Origin of the sequence: Mangrovibrevibacter kandeliae, from assembly GCF_024519155.1 — a bacterium.
Lineage (GTDB): Bacteria > Pseudomonadota > Alphaproteobacteria > Rhizobiales > Rhizobiaceae > Mangrovibrevibacter > Mangrovibrevibacter kandeliae.
Genome location: NZ_JANIFJ010000005.1, coordinates 210223 through 226120, shown reverse-complemented (window position 1 = coordinate 226120; position 15898 = coordinate 210223). Strand labels below are relative to the sequence as shown.

13 protein-coding genes are annotated in these 15898 nt (G+C 68.9%); 4 read left to right on the top strand and 9 right to left on the bottom strand.

The genetic code is table 11. The features are described from left to right. Position 1 precedes the first annotated feature (1 nt). On the bottom strand, positions 2 to 1495 hold the full coding sequence (gene lysS / locus NPA30_RS14630) for a lysine--tRNA ligase (protein ID WP_256803474.1): 1494 nt from the start codon (positions 1493 to 1495) through the stop codon (positions 2 to 4). 360 nt (positions 1496 to 1855) lie between these two features. On the opposite strand from lysS, the gene NPA30_RS14625 reads away from it, so the two are divergent. Beyond that, positions 1856 to 2800 (top strand): Ldh family oxidoreductase, encoded by a 945-nt coding sequence (locus tag NPA30_RS14625; RefSeq protein ID WP_372338816.1) that lies wholly within the window; start codon positions 1856 to 1858, stop codon positions 2798 to 2800. Between the two features lie 19 nt (positions 2801 to 2819). On the opposite strand, the gene NPA30_RS14620 is transcribed toward NPA30_RS14625, so the two are convergent. Together NPA30_RS14620 and NPA30_RS14615 are read right to left on the bottom strand one after the other, a co-directional pair. Then, entirely contained in the window at positions 2820 to 3809 is a 990-nt protein-coding gene (locus NPA30_RS14620) for a hypothetical protein (RefSeq protein ID WP_256803472.1), read from the bottom strand. Between the two features lie 24 nt (positions 3810 to 3833). Then, a complete protein-coding gene (locus NPA30_RS14615) occupies positions 3834 to 4055 on the bottom strand; it encodes a hypothetical protein (protein WP_256803471.1) in 222 nt (73 codons plus the stop codon). A gap of 178 nt (positions 4056 to 4233) precedes the next feature. On the opposite strand from NPA30_RS14615, the gene NPA30_RS14610 reads away from it, so the two are divergent. Then, complete coding sequence (locus NPA30_RS14610) at positions 4234 to 5220, top strand: aldo/keto reductase (protein ID WP_256803470.1); 987 nt, start codon at positions 4234 to 4236, stop codon at positions 5218 to 5220. 88 nt (positions 5221 to 5308) lie between these two features. Here NPA30_RS14610 and NPA30_RS14605 read toward each other — a convergent pair whose 3' ends face one another. The 3 genes from NPA30_RS14605 to NPA30_RS14595 all read right to left on the bottom strand — a co-directional run bounded on the left by NPA30_RS14605 (position 5309) and on the right by NPA30_RS14595 (position 10427). After that, positions 5309 to 8455, bottom strand: coding sequence for an efflux RND transporter permease subunit (locus NPA30_RS14605; RefSeq protein ID WP_256803469.1), 3147 nt, complete (start codon positions 8453 to 8455; stop codon positions 5309 to 5311). Then, positions 8452 to 9858, bottom strand: coding sequence for an efflux RND transporter periplasmic adaptor subunit (locus NPA30_RS14600; RefSeq protein WP_256803468.1), 1407 nt, complete (start codon positions 9856 to 9858; stop codon positions 8452 to 8454). Before NPA30_RS14600 ends, NPA30_RS14605 begins: the two co-directional genes overlap by 4 nt. Positions 9859 to 10016: 158 nt before the next feature. Further along, positions 10017 to 10427, bottom strand: coding sequence for a DUF6496 domain-containing protein (locus tag NPA30_RS14595; RefSeq protein WP_256803467.1), 411 nt, complete (start codon positions 10425 to 10427; stop codon positions 10017 to 10019). A 291-nt stretch (positions 10428 to 10718) separates the two neighbouring features. Here NPA30_RS14595 and NPA30_RS14590 point away from each other — a divergent pair, with 291 nt between their 5' ends. Next, positions 10719 to 11000, top strand: coding sequence for a DUF2934 domain-containing protein (locus tag NPA30_RS14590; protein ID WP_256803466.1), 282 nt, complete (start codon positions 10719 to 10721; stop codon positions 10998 to 11000). A 69-nt stretch (positions 11001 to 11069) separates the two neighbouring features. Here NPA30_RS14590 and NPA30_RS14585 read toward each other — a convergent pair whose 3' ends face one another. Continuing rightward, positions 11070 to 13616 carry a response regulator gene (locus NPA30_RS14585; protein WP_372338815.1) on the bottom strand — a complete coding sequence of 849 codons (2547 nt, stop codon included), beginning with the start codon at positions 13614 to 13616 and terminating at the stop codon, positions 11070 to 11072. Positions 13617 to 14000: 384 nt separating this feature from the next. On the opposite strand from NPA30_RS14585, the gene fae reads away from it, so the two are divergent. Continuing rightward, complete coding sequence (gene fae, locus NPA30_RS14580) at positions 14001 to 14540, top strand: formaldehyde-activating enzyme (RefSeq protein ID WP_256803465.1); 540 nt, start codon at positions 14001 to 14003, stop codon at positions 14538 to 14540. 6 nt (positions 14541 to 14546) lie between these two features. On the opposite strand, the gene NPA30_RS14575 is transcribed toward fae, so the two are convergent. Further along, a complete protein-coding gene (locus tag NPA30_RS14575; protein WP_256803464.1) occupies positions 14547 to 15098 on the bottom strand; it encodes a metallophosphoesterase family protein in 552 nt (183 codons plus the stop codon). 9 nt (positions 15099 to 15107) lie between these two features. Continuing rightward, positions 15108 to 15887, bottom strand: a complete 780-nt coding sequence (locus NPA30_RS14570) for an SDR family oxidoreductase (protein ID WP_256803463.1) — start codon at positions 15885 to 15887, stop codon at positions 15108 to 15110. Between the last annotated feature and the right edge of the window lie 11 nt (positions 15888 to 15898).

The window sequence follows — 15898 nt, the reverse complement described above, 5'->3', positions numbered from 1 at the left end:
CTCACACCGGCTTCAGCGTCGGGAACAGGATGACGTCGCGGATCGACCTGGCGTTGGTCAGGATCATGGTCAGGCGATCGATGCCGATGCCGAGGCCGCCGGCGGTCGGCATGCCGTGATCCATCGCCTCCAGAAAGTCGGTGTCGAGCTTTCGCTCGGTCTCGCCGCGGGCATGCGCCTGCTCGACCTGCTCGGTGATGCGCCGGCGCTGCTCGACGGGATCGTTCAGCTCGGAGAACGCGTTGCAGATCTCCCAGGCGTTGCAATAGGTCTCGAAGCGCTCGACGAGGCGCCGGTCCTCGGCCATCTCCTTGGCGAAGGGCGAGATGTCCTTCGGGAAATGGGTGACGTGGGTCGGCTGGATCAGCGTGCCCTCGACCGTTTCCTCGAACAGGAAGGCGAGGGTCTCGCCCCAGGTGAAGGTCGGGTCGATCTCGAAGCCCCTAGCCGTCGCGGCGGCGCGCGCGGCCTCGTCGGTATCGATCGCCAGGAAGTCGATGCCGGTCGCTTCCAGCACCGCCTGCGGCATCGGCAGCCGCCTGAACGGGCCGGTGAAGTCGATCTGCTGATCGCCGTAGGCGTGGGTGGTCGAGCCGGCGTTGAGATCCTTCACCAGCGTCCCGAACAGGCGCTCGACGAGGTCCATGACGTCCTCGTAGTCGGCATAGGCCCAGTAGGCCTCGAGCATCGTGAACTCGGGATTGTGCCGGGTGGACAGCCCCTCGTTGCGGAAGTTGCGGTTGACCTCGAACACCTTGTCGGTGAGCCCGGAGACGAGCACCCGCTTGAGATAGAGCTCCGGCGCGATGCGCAGGTACATGTCGAGGTCGAGCGCGTTGTGGTGGGTCACGAAAGGCTCGGCCGTCGCCCCGCCATAGATCGGGTGGAGCATCGGCGTCTCCACCTCCATGAAGCCGTCGGCCGCCATGAAGGTGCGGATGCCGGTCAGGATGCGGCTGCGGGCCCGCAGGCGCTCGCGGCTCTCCTCGTTGACCATCACGTCGAGATAGCGGCGACGATAGCGCTGCTCGACGTCGGCGAGGCCGTGATACTTCTCGGGCATCGGGCGCAGCGTCTTGCAGAGCATGGTGATGACGTCGGCATCGACCGTCAGCTCGCCGCGCTTGGTGCGGCGGACCTTGCCGGTGACGCCGATGATGTCGCCGATGTCGATCAGCGGCAGCAGCGCGCGAGCCGCCTCCGGCGTCGTGTCCTTGTGCGAGAAGATCTGCAGCTTCCCGCTGGCATCGTGCAGATCGATGAACATGCCGCTGTTGCGCGAGGAGTAGACGCGGCCGGCGACGGTGACCGTGTCGCCGCTGTAGGTATCGTTGGCGAGGTCCGCATAGGCCTCTGCCGCCGCCGCGTTGGTGATCGTGCGATGGAAGTGCGCCGGATAGGGATCGATCCCCATCTCGATCAGGCGATCGAGCTTCTGGCGCCGCACCTCCAGCGGATCGGAGGACAAGGTCGGGGAGGTGTCGTCGGTCGCCATGATCGTCTCGTCGGTCTCGGGCGTCGTCGCCGACGCCGTGCGGTTCGGAGAGACGGCGGACCGGAGGCGGGGTGCCGTCCGTTGCGCGCGGTCTCGTCACAGGAAAAGATTGGGCCTTGGCCGTACCGGCATATGCGGGGACGATCAAGAGCCGGCGCAGGCGCGGTCGGCGCACAGGGTGAAGATCGGGCCACTCGGGCGGACGGATCGCTCGCGGTCGGCGAGCGACGGGCGGGCGGGTTGTGCGGCGGCTCTTGCTGCAACGCGTCGTCTGGGCGATGGCAGATGATCCCGAAGCGGAGCCGCCCACCCGTGCCGAATCTCTCCCTAGATGCCGCTCAGTCCCTTGTGATCGATGCCATGCTGCGTGCCCGCACCGGACAGGCGCAGGCGGCCTCGGTCGCCCGTGCGCTCGTCGCCGCCGAAGCCTCGGGACAGGGGGGCCACGGCCTGCGCCGGGTGCCGGCCTATGCGGGCCAGGCCAAGGCCGGCAAGACCGACGGCTTTGCGGTGCCCGTCGCCGAACACGCGCGGGCCGGCGTGCTGCGGATCGATGCTCGCGATGGCTTCGCTTATCCCGCCCTCGATCTCGCCGTCGCCGAGCTTCCGGCGCTGGTTCGCGAAGCCGGAGTCGCGCTCGCCGCGATCCGCAACTCGCATCATGCCGGGGTGATGGCCCTGACGGTCGAGCGCTTCGCCGAGGCGGGGCTCGTCGCGCTGATGGTCGCCAACGCGCCGGCGGCGATGGCGCCCTGGGGCGGGCTCACGCCGATGTTCGGCACCAACCCCATCGCCTTCGCCGCCCCGGTGGGCGAGGGCGATCCCGTAGTGGTCGACCTGTCGCTGTCGAAGGTCGCGCGCGGCAAGGTGATGGCGGCGCGGCAGAAGGGCGTCGCGATCCCCGAGGGCTGGGCGCTCGACAAGGAGGGGCGACCGACCACCGACGCCGAGGCGGCGATGGCGGGCACGATGGTGCCCTCGGGCGATGCCAAGGGCGCGGCGCTGGCGATGATGGTGGAGATGCTGGCGGCGGGGTTGACCGGCGCGAACTACGCCACGCAGGCCTCCAGCCTGTTCGACGACCAGGGCCCGCCGCCCGGGCTCGGGCATCTCATCATCGCGATCGATCCGGCGGCCGTCGGCGGCGCCGGCGCGGTCGCGCGCTTCGCGGCCATGGCCGAGATGATCGCTGCCGAGCCGGGGGCGCGCGTTCCGGGTCGACGGGGGCTCGCGGCGCGGCGCCGGGCCGCCGCCGAGGGCATCGAGGTCGAGGACGAGGTGCTGGCGGCGATCGCCGCCGTCTGACGGCGGACCGGCTGCCGCTTCACTCGCCGGCGCGCGCAAGGCCGCTCACGCCGACGATTTCGGTGACGGTCACCTCCAGGCGCTCGACCGTCAGCTGCGCAGGAGGCTCGGGAGCCGGGGGCTTGTTGAAGGTGAAGACCGGCGTGACGGCATCGGACCCCCTCAGCAGGTAGCGCGACAGGGTCTCGCCGATCTGGCGCTCCTCGGCCGGTGTCTTCGGCTTCGGCCACCCCAACGCTTCGTAGAGCTGGAGTCGCCGCACGTCGAAGGCGGCGAGCACGAGATCGGCATAGTCGCGAGCGGACGCCGAGAGCGCCCAGTGACTGAGAGCCGCGCCCAGCAGCGCGACCGGGACGATCCACCAGACCCAGGGCGCCCAGACGAGACACAGGACGCACCACAGAAAGAGGCGCGCACCCTCGTCGAGCGCCGCGCGCGCCGAACCGATCAGCTCGCGGTCCTCCTTGGACATCAGCAGCCAAAGGCTTGGCCAGCACGACACCGTGTCGAGGCCGTATTTGTCGATGGGCCTGGTTTCCGCGCTGCAGAGGATGTTGCCGAGCCGGGTCGGCATCATTCGCGCCTCGATCGGGAACCGGCGGAGCTTGAAGTCGAGCCGGATCCTTTCGCGTCGCTCGCGGTCGTCGAGCGGCCTCTTCGCCTCCAGCAAACCCCACCGCATGCGATCGCGCTTGAACAGTCGCCGCTGGCGCACGGTGCAGGCCTGTCGGACGCCGAGCCATTCAGGCCAGTAGCCTTCGAGCAGCCTCAACACGGGAAGGGTCAGCGCCTGCACCAGCCAGCCGGACACGGCCATGGCGAACAGCAAGAGCGCCAGAACGACGAAGATGCGCCCGTTCTGATAGGCGCTGCCGAGCCGATCCCACGCATCGAGCAGATGATTGGCGTCCCGCAGCGATCCGGAGACGGCGAGCCAGCCGAGCACACAGAAGGCGAAGGCCGGAGACAGCAGCCGCAGCCACAGGCTCTTCCCAGCCTCGCCTGCCAAGGCTTCCGCGACCTTCAGCACCCCTCAGGCCCGGACCAGCGTCACGCCGTGGACCGGACACTCCGGAATCTCCTCCCCCATGGTCATGCGCACCCAACCGTAATGCGCGCCGTGCGGACAGACGAAGCGATCCCCGGTCGGCGGATCGGTCTCTCCCGGCAGCGTGAACGTGTCGAAGGTCTGACGCCGGAGGTCGTCGGAGTCGTGTTCCTCCGGCGACCGAGGCGTTTTGGTGATGCCCGTCATGGATGCGTCTCCAGACTGATGCTCGCCCTGAGATTAGGACAAGAACGTCCGCCGTGGAAGCGGCTTCGACAGGTGCTGGCGGTTGTCCGTGTCCGACGTCGATCGGCCGCCCCTTGGGTCGAGCGTCTCCATCGCTATCTATCGCCGCAACGTAATTTATGAGACCGAGGTCCGCACCATGCTTCCCACCCGCACGCTTGGCCGTCAGGGCCTCACAGTCTCCGCCATGGGCCTCGGCTGCATGGGCATGAGCCAGTCCTACGGCGCCGCCGACGAGGCCGAGTCGATCCGCACCCTGCACCGGGCGATCGAGCTCGGGGTGACGCTGTTCGACACGGCCGAGGTTTACGGACCGTTCCACAACGAGGAGCTGCTCGGTCGGGCCTTCGAGGATCGCCGCGACAAGGTGACGATCGCGACCAAGTTCGGTTTCGACATCCAGGACGGCAAGTCGGCCGGCACCGACAGCCGTCCGGCCCACATCCGCGACGTCGTCGAGGCCTCGCTGAAGCGGCTGCGGACCGACCACATCGATCTCCTCTACCAGCACCGGGTCGATCCGAAGGTGCCGATGGAGGACGTCGCCGGCACCGTCGGCGACCTTGTCGCCGCGGGCAAGGTGCGCTTCTTCGGCCTGTCCGAGGTCGGTGTCACCAACCTGCGGCGCGCCCACGCGGTGCATCCGGTGACGGCGGTCCAGAGCGAATACTCGCTGTGGGAGCGCAATCTCGAAGCGGACGTGATCCCGGCGCTGCGCGAGCTCGGCATCGGCCTCGTGCCGTTCAGCCCGCTGGGGCGCGGCTTCCTCACCGGAAACGTCAAGCGGGCCGAGGACCTGCCGGCGGACGACTTCCGCCACGACGACCCCCGCTTCCAGGGCGCGAACTTCGAGGCGAACATGAACGCCGCCCGTGTGGTGCACGAGGTTGCCGCCGCGCACGGCGCGAAGGCCGGGCAGGTGGCGCTGGCCTGGATCCTGGCGCGAGGGGACGACATCGTGCCGATCCCCGGCACCAAGCGGGCGGCGTATCTCGAGGAGAACGTCGCGGCTGCCGATCTCGCGCTGACGCCGGACGACCTGCGGCGGCTCGACGAGGCGCTGAAGGCCGAGGCGGTCTCCGGCCAGCGCTACAGCGACGCGCGCATGGCGACGGTCGACCGCTGAGAGCGGCACCGGGGCGCGGCGGGGTCAGCCGTCGCGGCCTCTCGGGTGCGGGAGTTCGAGCTTCGGTCGGCACTTCCGCCGCCCGCCCTCACTCGCCCGGGTGGAGCACAAGGTCGCCGCGGACCGCCTCGTCCGGCCGGTTCTCGGACCGGGATCTGCGCCCACGCAGCCGGCCGACGAGACGGCCGGTGCGGGCCCGCAGCCCCTCGATCTGCACGAAGATCACCGGCGTGATGAACAGCGTCAGCATCTGCGACACCACGAGCCCGCCGACCACGGCGACGCCGAGCGGCTGGCGCAACTCGGCGCTCGCGCCGCCGCCGATGGCGATCGGCAGGGTCCCGAGGAGCGCGCAGAAGGTCGTCATCATGATCGGCCGGAAGCGGCGCACGCAGGCATCGTGCATCGCCTCCGCCGGCGTGTGCCCCTCGTCGCGCAGGTTCGCCAGCGCGACGTCGATCATCATGATCGCGTTCTTCTTCACGATGCCGATGAGCATCAGCAGGCCGATGATGGCGATCACCGACAGGTCGAAGCCGAAGAGCTTCAGCGCGAGGAACGCCCCGAGCACCGCCGAGGGCAGGCCGGAGAGGATCGTCAGCGGGTGGATGAAGCTCTCGTAGAGGACGCCCAGCACGACATAGATCGTCAGCACCGCGGCGAGGATCAGCAGGCCTTGGCTGCCGGAGGACTGCTGGAAAACCTGCGCCGAGCCGCCATAGGAGGTGTAGACGTCGCCGGGCAGGCCGATCTGGCGCTTCAGCTGGTCGATCTCGGCGGTGGCATCGCCCAGTGCGACACCCTCCGGCAGGTTGAACGAGATCGTCGTCGACGTCAGCTGCCCCGTCTGATTCACCGTCACCGGGCCGTTGGTGCGCCGGATCTTGGCGATGGTCGAGAGCGGCACAAGCGTGCCTGCCGACGTGCGGATGTAGATGTTGTTCAGCGACTGGTCGCTCCAGGCAAGCGACGTGTCGAACTCCATGATCACGTCGTAGCTGTCGCCGGTCGACTGGATGTTGGCCGCCGTGTAGCCGCCGAAGCCCGCCTGCAGCGTCTTGCGCAGCGACTCTGCGGTGATCCCGAGCGCGCTCGCCTTGTCCCGGTCGATGACGATTTCGGCCTGCAGCGCGCTGTTCTCGGCGTCGGTGGCGACGTCGGTGAACAGCCGGTCCGAAGTCATCGCGTCCTGCAGGCGCGCCGACCATTCCGACAGCTTGGCGGTGTCGAGCGCCTGCACCACGAGCTGATACTGGCTCTGCGAGGACCGGCCGCCGAAGCGCAGGCTCTGGACGGGCGTGATGAAGCTCTTGATGCCGGCGATGCCCGACAGGCTCTTGCGCAGCTCGCCGAGCGTCGTGTCGAGCGGCGGCCGATGGTCCTTGTCCTTGAGCTGCACGAACATCGAGCCGGAATTGGTCTCGGAGCGGAAGCCGCCGCCGACGATCGGCGTGACGTGGTCCACCGCGGGGTTCTTGGCGACCGCGTCGGCCATCTCGCGCTGCAGCTTCACCATGGCGTCGAACGAAATGTCCTGCCGCGCCTGGGTCGAGATCTGCAGCTGGCCGATGTCCTCCGTCGGGAAGAAGCTCGTCGGCATGCTCGTGTACAGGACGTAGGTCGCGGCGATCGTGGCGACGAAGAGCATCATGATGATGCCCTGGTGCCGCAGGCACCAGCGCACGCTCCGGTCATAGCCCTTGAGCACCCGGACATAGCCCCACTCGAAGGCGCCGACGAGCCCGCGCGTCGAGGGTGAGGAATCCTTCGGCAGGCGCGCCGAGAGCATCGGGGTCACCGTCAGCGACACGAAGGCCGAGGCGGTGATGGCGATGGCGACGACCATGCCGAACTCGTTGAACACCTTGCCGACGACGCCGCCCATCAGCACGACCGGCAGGAACACCGCGATCAGCGAGATCGACATCGACACGATGGTGCCGGACACCTCGCGCGAGCCGAGCATCGCCGCCTCGAACGGCTTCATCCCCTTTTCCATGTGGTGGATGATGTTCTCCAGCATGACGATGGCGTCGTCGACGACGAGGCCGACCGACAGGGTGAGGCCGAGCAGCGAGATGTTGTCGATCGAATAGCCGAGCACGTACATCGCGCCGAAGGTGGCGATCAGCGACAGCGGCACCGCGAGGCCGGGAATGATCGTCGCGACGAGCCGGCCGAGGAAGAGGTAGATCACCAGGATGACGAGGCCGATCGTCAGGAGCAGCGTGAACTGCACGTCGTCGACCGCCGCGCGGATCGAGGTCGAACGGTCGTTCATGACGTCGATCCTGACCGAGCTCGGGATCTCCTCCTGGAGGGCCGGCAGGCGGGCCTTCACCGCGTCGACGGCGGCAACGGTGTTCGCGTCGGGCTGGCGCTGCACGGCAAGGACGATCGCGCGCTTGTTGTCGAACCAGCTGGCGGTCTTGGTGTTCTCGACGCTGTCCTCGACGCGGGCGATGTCCTCGAGACGCACCGGGTTGCCGCCGGGTGCCGCGACGATCAGCGAGCGGAACTGCTTGGCGTCGGTCAGCTGGGTCGGCGCGGTGATGGTCAGCGCCTGCGAGCTGTTCTGGATGGTGCCGACCGGGGCCTGGTTGTTGGCCGCCGCCAGCGCGTCGCTCACCTGGTCGACGCTGAGCCCGCGCGAGTAGAGCTTGTTCGGATCGAGCTCGACGCGCACGGCGTAGGTCTGGCTGCCATAGACCGAGACCTGGGCGACGCCGGCCACCGTGCCGAGGCTCGGCGAGATGATGTTCTCGGCGATCGAGTCCAGCTGCGACAGGGGCATGTTGTCGCTCTGCACGGCGAGCAGCAGCACCGGCGCGTCGGCCGGGTTCACCTTGCGGTAGCTCGGTGGCGTGGTCAGGTTGTCCGGCAGCTGGCGCTGCGTGCGGGTGATCGCCGACTGCACGTCGGCGGCGGCCGCGTCGATGTCGCGGTCGAGGCTGAACTGAAGGACGATCGAGGTCGAGCCGAGCGAGCTCGAGGCGCTGATCGTGTCGATGCCGGAGATGGTCTGGAACTGCTTGATCAGCGGCGTGGCCACCGCCGTCGCCATGGTCTCGGGGGAGGCGCCGGAGAGCTGCGCCGAGACGTTGATGGTCGGAAAGTCGACCTGCGGCAAGGCCGCCACGGGGAGCAGGCGGTAGCCGGCGAGGCCGGCGAGGATGATGCCGAGCGCCAGCAGCGTCGTCGCGACGGGATGGCGGATGCAGTATTGCGGGATCATGGCTGCGTCGCCCGGCTCGGCGTCGACGCGTCGGCGGTCTCCGCCGGGCCGTTGCCCGGTGCCGGCTGACCCTCCGCCGGCATCACCTTCTCCTGCACCGCCATGCCGTCCGTGAGGTTCAGCTGGCCCTCTACGACAACGTGATCGCCAGCAGCCAGGCCCTTGGTGACGCTGGTGGTTTCACCCGATGCATAAGCCACCTCGACCTTACGGATCTCGATCTTCTTCTGGTCGTTGACGACGTAGGCGATCGAGCCCTCCTGCGCCGGCTGCACCGCAACGCTGGGGACGAGGACGCCATCCGCGGTCTTGCCGAGCTCCACCTCGACCCGCACCGACTCGCCCGGCCAGAGCTGGAAGTCGTCATTGGCCATCGTCGCCTTGGTGGCGAAGGTGCCGGACGCCTGGTCGATGGCGCTGTCGATGAAGCTGAGCGTCCCCAGCGTCGGCGGATCGGTCGAGCCGCTGGGGGTGACGGAGACCGTGCCGGTCCCGTCGCGCATCTGTTGATAGACGGCGTGCAAGGTGTCTTCCGGCATGGCGAAACGCACGTCGATCGGCCGGAGCTTGGTGATCGTCACGATCGAGTTGCCCGGCTGGACGAGCGCGCCGATGGCGATCGAGAAGGCGCCGAGACGGCCGCTGAACGGCGCACGAAGCTCGGTGTAGGACACGTTGACCTCGTCCGCCGCGATCGTCGCCTTGTCGGCGTCGACCGTTGCCTGCGCGCCCTTCAGCGCAACCTGCGCGTCCTCCAGCGACTGGCGCGTGCCGGCGCCCTTGTCGACGAGGTTCTGGGTGCGCTGCAGGTCGGCCTGCGCCTGGCCGAGCGTCGCCTCGTCCTTGGCAAGCGTCGCCTGATCCTTGGCGAGCGTGGCGCGCTGCAGGCGGTCGTCGAACTTGACGAGAAGATCGCCTTCCTTGACCCGGGCGCCGTCCTTTGCGGCGAGGTCGGAGACCACCTCCTGCGAGCGGCTGGAGAGACTGGTCGTCTGCTGCGGCTGCACCCAGCCGATCGCCGTGCGGGTGATCGGCAGCTGACCGGTCGTCGCGACGACGGTGCCGACCGTCAGCGTCGAGGTGCCGCGACGGCCGCCGCCGCCGCCGGAGCGTCCGCCGCCACTGCCACCACCCGATTGGCCGCTGCCGGAGGCACCAGCGGCGCCGGCGTCGGCACCACGTCCGGCGCCTGATGTCGCGGTGTCGCCACCGCTCGAAGCCGATCCGCGGTCACGACGATGAGGGCCCGACCCGGCGCTGTCGCTGGAACCGGAGGAGGGGGCGCTCGCCCGGGGCGAAAGTGCCGCCACCTCCTGCGTCAGCGCGACGACCCGGTCGGGGAAGACGTAGACGGCACCCGCCAGAGCCGCCACGACGAGGAAGAGAGCGGCAACGACCCGCATGCGACGGCGTCTCCAAGCACAAGCCGACGCAGGATGCGCAGCATCGGTGAAACTACTCCCATTGCTGCAGTGCCAGAAGCGGCCGCCATGTTAAATTTTGTATACGGCTGCGGCGACTTGGATGGAGACCGGGGGGATCGCACGCCCTGCCTGCGGCGTCAGGTCCGCAGCGCCTGCTTGAGCTCCTGCTTCGACATTTTCGACCGGCCCTCGATGCCGCGCTTCTGTGCTTCGGCATAGAGTTCGTCCCTGGTCTTGCCGCCCGCAGGCGAGGAACCGGACGAAGCGCCGTGCTTTCGAAGCGTCCGATCCTGTGCGGCCTTGCCCTCGGCTTCGGCCTCGGCGGTCTCGCCCTTCTCCTCCTTGGCTTTCGTGCGGCGCAGCGCCTTCTGCTTCGTGTCGGAGCTCTCGCGATTGCTCGACCCGGCCTCCTCGAGAGCGATCGCCACCGCCTGCTTGCGGCTCTTCACCTTGGGACCGTTGCCGCCGATCTTGAGCTCGCCGTCCTTGAACTCGTGCATCACCCGCGCGACGGTCGCCTGCTGTTCGTCCGATTGAGCCTTCGCCATGGCTGGGACCTCCGTTGCAGTTCGCGGGATAACGCCGGGCGCTCTCGTCGGTTCGTCCGGTGCGACGTGCGGTTTCGTCCGACGCACGCCTGGCCCGGCGCGGTGAGGGCGCGCTGACGAGAGATGGCCGTGGCGCTCCGCATGATTTTCCACCGCTTCAAGGTTGCGGCGGCATTTGCGGCTGGACCGGCAGGTTATATCAAAGGTTGCGGCGGCGTTTTTGCCGATGATTCGGATATCCCGCGGGATGCGCGTTGCGGCACTCCCCTGCGGTGAGCTGGAGCAATCACGATGGCGAACGAAGAACAGATCCGGCAGCGAGCCTACGAGATCTGGATGAACGAGGGGCGTGTCGAGGGACGCGAGACCCAGCACTGGCGGCAGGCCGAACAGGAACTCGCGGGGGGCGGCGAGGACGTCGTGGCGAGCTTCGAGCCGGGCTCGATCACACCGGTCGGAGCGCCGGCGGAGCCGGCCGCGAGCGGCGTCGTCTCTGACGTCGTGATCGAGAGCGAGCCGTCGAAGGGCGAGGAGAAGGCCAAGGCACCGCGGCGTCGACGGGCGACGCGCTGAGATTTCGCCACGCGGGTGCCGCGGCGAGACGCGGCGGATCCCCGCGCCGGTGTCTGCAGAGCGTCTCGGTCAGGGTGAGGGGCGGCTGGCGGCGGCTGCGGCCGGTCCGAGCCGGCGGATCGCCTCGGCGAGCTGCGCCGCGTCATAGGGCTTCCTGAGAAGCACGGTGCCGCCATCGAGGGCCGGCACCGAGTCCTTGCCGGTGGCGAAGATCACGCCGAGTTCCGGCCTGAGGCGCCGCGCTTCGACGGCAAGCTCGAGGCCGGACTCGCCTGGCAGCGAGACGTCGGTGACGAGGATGTCGAACGGGCCGCGTGCGAGCTCGCCGCGCGCCTCTTCCGCGCTCGCGCACGCCGTGACGCGGTGTCCGGCGTCCTGCAGGAGTTCGGTGGTGCTCATGCGGATGATCGCCTCGTCCTCCACGAGAAGGATCGACGGCGGCTCCGCCGCGGCGGCGTTCGCGCTCGCGGCGCGCGCAAGCACCTGCCGGAGCTTGGTGGCGAGCGCCGCTTCCGTGTAGGGCTTCGACAGAAGCTCGACCCCGGCGTCCAGCCGTCCGTCATGGACGATGACGTCCTCGGCATAGCCGGAGGTGAAGAGCACCGCGAGCCCCGGCAGTGCCGCGCGGGCGCGCTCGGCGAGTTCGGTGCTCCTCAGATCGCCGGGCATCACCACGTCGGTGAACAGGAGGTCGATCGCGGCTCCGCCGTCGATGACCGCGAGGGCGCTTTCGGCGCTGTCCGCCGCGAGCACGTCGTAGCCCAGGTCCTTGAGCATCTCCACCACGGTCAGTCGGACCTCCGGATCGTCCTCGACCGCAAGAATGGTCTCGGCGCCGTGCACGGCGTCAGGTTGATGGTCGGTTCCGGCGACGTCCTCCGCGCACTCCGACCGCGGCAGGAACAGGGTCACCGTCGTGCCGCGGCCGATCGCGCTGTCGATCGCGACGTGGCCGCCCGACTGGCGGACGAAGCCGTAGACCATCGAGAGGCCGAGACCCGTGCCCTTGCCCTCGGCCTTCGTCGTGTAGAACGGCTCGAAGACATGCGACATCACCTCAGCATCCATGCCGCAGCCGGTATCGGTGATCGCAAGCGAGACGTAGGGACCGAGCGCCATCTCCGGATGAAGACGGCGCGCAGGCTCGTCGAGCGTCGCCACTGCCACGGAAATCGTAAGCCGGCCAGAGCCTTCCATGGCGTCGCGCGCGTTGATGGCGAGGTTCAGGACCGCGTTCTCCACCTGCACCGGGTCGGCGAAGATGGTGCAGGGCCCGTCGGCGAGGACCGTCTCGATCGAGACGGCTTCTCCCACCGAACGGCGCAGGAGATCGTCCATGCCGGTGAGCAGCCGGCCGAGATCGACGGGCTTCGGCTCGAGCGCCTGCCGCCGCCCGAAGGCAAGCAGCTGGCTGGCGAGCTTGGCGCCGCGCTCGACGCCGGCCAGCGCGTTGATGATGCGCCGCTCGGCGCGCGCGTTGCCCGCGACGTCCTTGTTGAGGAGTTGCAGGTTGCCGGAGACGACCTGGAGGAGGTTGTTGAAGTCGTGGGCGACACCGCCGGTCAACTGGCCGATCACCTCCATCTTCTGGGCTTGCTGCAGGGCACGTTCGGCCTGCTGGCGCTCGGCGATCTCCTGCGCGACACGCGCCTCGAGGTTCTCGTTCAGCTGCCGCAGCTGCTCCTCGGCGCGGCGGCGATGGCGCAGCTCGCGTTCGGCCGACTGCAGCAGCCGGGCGTTGTCGATGGCGACCGCGGCCTGACCGGCCAGGCTGACGAGGCTCGCCTCCGAGGCGTCGTCGAAGCGTCCGGCCTCTGGATGGCCGAGGAGAATGCCGCCGAGAACGTCGCCCGTGCGCGAGCGGACGGGGACGGCGAGGTAGCTGCGCACCGGCAGATGCCCGACCGGCATGCCGCTGTGCGGCAGGTTGCGGCCGTAGCGCGGATCCTGGGTGATGTCGTTGGAGCGCACGATCCCCTCGCCGCGGAACGTCGGCGCGAAGATGTCCGTGTTGCGCGGATGCGGAAACCGGGAGAAGGCATTCCGGTCGGCACCGGCGAGGGCGTAGAGCATGTAGCTCTCGCCGGCCGCGTCGACGGTGTTGTAGAAGAAGGCGCCGAACTCCGCCTCGGTCAGCTCGACGCTTGCGTCGACCGCCACCTGCACGGCGCGCTCGATGTCGAGCTCGGCCGTGATCTTCGCGCCGGCCTCGTTGACGATCGACAGCGCTTCGGTGCGAGCCTGAAGCGCGGCGGTGGCCGCCTCTTCGCGCCGCCGCGTCAGCACCGCATCGGTGACCTCCCGGGTCACGCAGAGAAGACCCTGGGCGGCGCCGGTGTCGTCGCGCAGCGGTGTGAGGGAATAGGTGAACCAGGCATCCTGCAGCCGCCCCCCGCGCAGCATCGGAATATGGTCCTCCTCGAACCGCATCGATTCGCCGGCGAGGACGCGGTTCACGACGATCCCGAAGCGGGGCCAGATGTCGGACCAGACATCGCCGAACGGACGACCGAGCGCAGTCGGATGCCGGTCCGGGAAGATCGGCACGTAGGCGTCATTGTAGATGAAGGCGAGGTCGGGCCCCCAGGCGACGTACATCGCATCGCGCGAGGCCATCGCCAGCTCGACATAGCGGCGCAGGGCCGCGGGCCACGTCGCGACGGGCCCCAGCCCAGACGCGCAAAACCCTTCGTCCTTCAGGCGTGTTTCGACCGTCTCGATTCCGCCAAGCCCGTCTATCGCCGCGTCCTCCAGCCGTCGGTCGCCCTGCGCCCCGCACTGCGGTCCCTCGTCGCAGGCGAGGCCAACTCAAGCTCTAGCCGATGCAGCGTGGCGCGAACATGGCGGCGAGGCCGCACCGGCATCATTTTCGTTCGCTTTGCGCAACGAGGACGGTTCGCGGGTCGACGCGCCGGCGCCATGACTTGTCCGCCGGCGCCGGCTCGCGCAAGCATGCATCCCGACGCGATGATTCCGCTGGCGATCAAGGAAGTGTGCGAAATGAGCGAGATCTGGTTCCGGACGGGCGAAGCGACGGTGCTCGCCGCCGAAGGACAATTCACCGATGCCATGCCGGAGGTGCTGATCGGCTCGGTGCATGGGCCGGTGGGTCAGGCCTTCGCCTCGATGATGGGGCAGGTGCAGGGGCACACCCGGATGTTCGTGGTGCGCGACCTCAATCAGCTCGTCCGCCCGTCGACGATGATGACGACCAAGGTCACCATCCACGACATGGCCTATGCCGAACTGCTCGGCGGCGTCGTCCAGGGCGCGACGGGCGATGCGATCGTCGACTGCCTCGCCGAGGGGATCATCCCGAAGGACGAGGCCGACGAACTCTGCATGATCATCATGATCTGGCTCGACCCGCGCTGCCCGACCGACGCGAACCTCGACCTGAAGGACCTCTACCGCACCAACTACGAGGCGACGAAGCTCGCCATCAGCCGGGCGATCAAGGGCGAGCCGACGGTGGACGAGCTGATCGCCAACCGCAAGACGGTGAAGCACTACGCGCTCGACGGCGTCGTCGACTACTGAGGCCGCTCAATCTCCGGCGGCCGCCGCATCGTCGGCGGCGGTCGTCGTTGTCCTGGCGCTCCCGCGCCGCCGCTTCGCCAGCACCTCGGCCAGCGTCACCGGCCGATAGTCCCAGGCGTCGACGCCGAGGTCGTACTGCCGCGGAATCGGCGTCAGCTTGCCGTGCGAGTGGCCGTGCAGGTCGACCGACTTCTTGCCGATCTTGTTCCAGGTGCGGAACGGGTAGTGGCAGATGACGAAGAGGGTGCCGTCCATCTCCATCTCGGCATAGTGCTGGGTGCTCGCCCAACCCTGCGCCGTCACGGTCGTCTCCGGGTCGTTGTTGCCGACGATCAGGTGCTTCTCGCCGTTGAGGCGCGCGAGCAGCGCCTCGACGTTCGGCCGGCCCGCCCGCGCGAAGTCGCCGAGATGCCAGATCGTGTCGGCGGGGCCGACCACCGCGTTCCATCGCTCGATCAGCGCCTCGTCGTGCGCCGCGAGCGAGGGAAACGGCCGCCGGTCGATCTTCAGGACCCGCGGATCGGCGAAATGCGTGTCGCTCGTGAAGAACAGCGCCATGCGCTGGCCTCAGAGGACGCCGGGGAAGGCGCCGCCATCGACCAGGAGGCTCTGGCCGACGATGTAGCCGGCATGCGCCGAGCACAGGAAGGCGCACGCCGCGCCGAACTCGTCCGGCACGCCGATGCGTCCTGACGGCACCTTGCCGGCCCGCTCGGCGCGGATGGTGTCGAGGTCCTTGCCGCTCTTCTCGGCGGCGGTCGTCATCAGCGAGGTCAGGCGGTCGGTGTCAAAGGCGCCCGGCAGGAGGAAGTTGATCGTCACGTTCGCATGCGCGACCTGCCGCGCCACGCCGGCGAGGAAGCCGGTGAGGCCGGCCCGCGCGCCGCTCGACAGGTCGAGGCCGGGCAGCGGCGCCTTCACCGACCCGGAGGTGATGTTGACGATCCGGCCGAAGCGGCGCTCGATCATGCCGTCGATCACCGCCTGCACGAGCGCGATCGGCACCAGCATGTTGCCCTCGACGCCCTTCAGCAGGCCCGCGTGGTCGATCTGACGGAAGTCGCGCGACGGCGGCCCGCCATTGTTGTTGACGAGGATGTCCACCTGCGGGACGGCCGCCAGCAGCTCGTCGCGGCCGGCCGGGTCGGCAAGATCGGCGGTGACGCCGACGATCTCGGCCCCGGTCTCCTCGCGCAGCGTCGCCGCGGCCGCGTCCAGCCGGGCGCCGTCCCGTCCGTTGATGACGACGGTGCAGCCGGCCTCCGCCAGATGCTTGGCGCAGGCATAGCCGAGCCCGCGGCTCGAGGCGCAGACGACGGCCGTGCGGCCCTTGATGCCGAGATCCATGGCGTTTCCCT

What these genes read in the sequence shown, in the direction of transcription:
- NPA30_RS14615 (WP_256803471.1), bottom strand. Translation starts at nt 4,055, where the DNA reads ATGACGGGCATCACCAAAACGCCTCGGTCGCCGGAGGAACACGACTCC.
- NPA30_RS14625 (WP_372338816.1), top strand. Translation starts at nt 1,856, where the DNA reads ATGCTGCGTGCCCGCACCGGACAGGCGCAGGCGGCCTCGGTCGCCCGT.
- NPA30_RS14610 (WP_256803470.1), top strand. Translation starts at nt 4,234, where the DNA reads ATGCTTCCCACCCGCACGCTTGGCCGTCAGGGCCTCACAGTCTCCGCC.
- NPA30_RS14585 (WP_372338815.1), bottom strand. Translation starts at nt 13,616, where the DNA reads ATGGCCTCGCGCGATGCGATGTACGTCGCCTGGGGGCCCGACCTCGCC.
- NPA30_RS14605 (WP_256803469.1), bottom strand. Translation starts at nt 8,455, where the DNA reads ATGATCCCGCAATACTGCATCCGCCATCCCGTCGCGACGACGCTGCTG.
- lysS (WP_256803474.1), bottom strand. Translation starts at nt 1,495, where the DNA reads ATGGCGACCGACGACACCTCCCCGACCTTGTCCTCCGATCCGCTGGAG.
- fae (WP_256803465.1), top strand. Translation starts at nt 14,001, where the DNA reads ATGAGCGAGATCTGGTTCCGGACGGGCGAAGCGACGGTGCTCGCCGCC.
- NPA30_RS14590 (WP_256803466.1), top strand. Translation starts at nt 10,719, where the DNA reads ATGGCGAACGAAGAACAGATCCGGCAGCGAGCCTACGAGATCTGGATG.
- NPA30_RS14595 (WP_256803467.1), bottom strand. Translation starts at nt 10,427, where the DNA reads ATGGCGAAGGCTCAATCGGACGAACAGCAGGCGACCGTCGCGCGGGTG.
- NPA30_RS14600 (WP_256803468.1), bottom strand. Translation starts at nt 9,858, where the DNA reads ATGCGGGTCGTTGCCGCTCTCTTCCTCGTCGTGGCGGCTCTGGCGGGT.
- NPA30_RS14570 (WP_256803463.1), bottom strand. Translation starts at nt 15,887, where the DNA reads ATGGATCTCGGCATCAAGGGCCGCACGGCCGTCGTCTGCGCCTCGAGC.
- NPA30_RS14575 (WP_256803464.1), bottom strand. Translation starts at nt 15,098, where the DNA reads ATGGCGCTGTTCTTCACGAGCGACACGCATTTCGCCGATCCGCGGGTC.